This is a genomic window from Hymenobacter lapidiphilus (assembly GCF_003417065.2).
Classification (GTDB): domain Bacteria; phylum Bacteroidota; class Bacteroidia; order Cytophagales; family Hymenobacteraceae; genus Hymenobacter.
In genome coordinates, this window is the sequence record NZ_QVLT01000072.1 from 1 (window position 1) to 796 (window position 796).

Here is a 796-nt window from a genome sequence, read left to right on the forward strand (position 1 = left end):
CGGCATGAATCTGCTTGGGAAAGCGCGCTGTCAGGCAGCTGAAGGTGGTTTCAATACCTTTGCGAAAATACTGAATCAGAAAGTTTTGGGCCGGGTGGTGGGGCCGCTTGCTGTTTTTGCGCCGCGCACTTTGCTGTCGGTTGCCGCTTGCTTCTTCAAACACGTCCTCCGCCACATAATCCGTATAGCCCGCATCGGTGTAGAGGACGCTGCCCTCGGGCAGGTCCAAAGGCAGTCCGCGCAAGCCCGTGCTATCGGCCTCGGCCCCGGCGTGGATATGAAACTCGACGGGTACGCCGTCGCTGGTGGCCACGACCTGGACTTTGAGGCCATAAAACCAGCAGCGCTTGCTGGCGCAACGCCCATGATACGCCTTGCCCGTCAAGAGCTTACAGCGCGGAATGCGCGTATTGTGGCATACGGCCACCGGAAACGAGTCCACGACGTAGCGGGCCTCGGTGTGCAGGTCTTTAAGCAGGTCGCCGAACGTGGCGAAGAGCGCGTGCAGCGTATCGGTAAGCGCGTGCAGCCGACGTGTAAAGCCACTCTTATCCAGGCGGTTCTGCCCCCAATGCTGTTCCATATAGTGCTTGGCCACCACCAGATTGCCGCCGAAGAAGCGAGCGGCTACCAGGGCTGTGGTCAGCACCTGCGCATCGGTCAGACGGCGGCCCGAGGGCGGGGGCGGAGTCCCGGTGGGGCGGGTAAAACGAATCAAATCATCGAGAACACAGTACATTGCAACGGTCTGTTCGCGCATGGTCGGCAGGGCTTGAAGGGGTCGAATACTTCAAAC

1 protein-coding gene is annotated in these 796 nt (G+C 60.2%); it reads right to left on the minus strand.

Annotation, left to right across the window (positions count from 1 at the left end; all coding sequences use genetic code 11):
• A partial coding sequence (locus D0N36_RS19235; protein WP_116943428.1) for an IS982 family transposase occupies positions 1-760 on the minus strand: 760 nt, incomplete at its 3' end.
• Positions 761-796 lie beyond the last annotated feature (36 nt).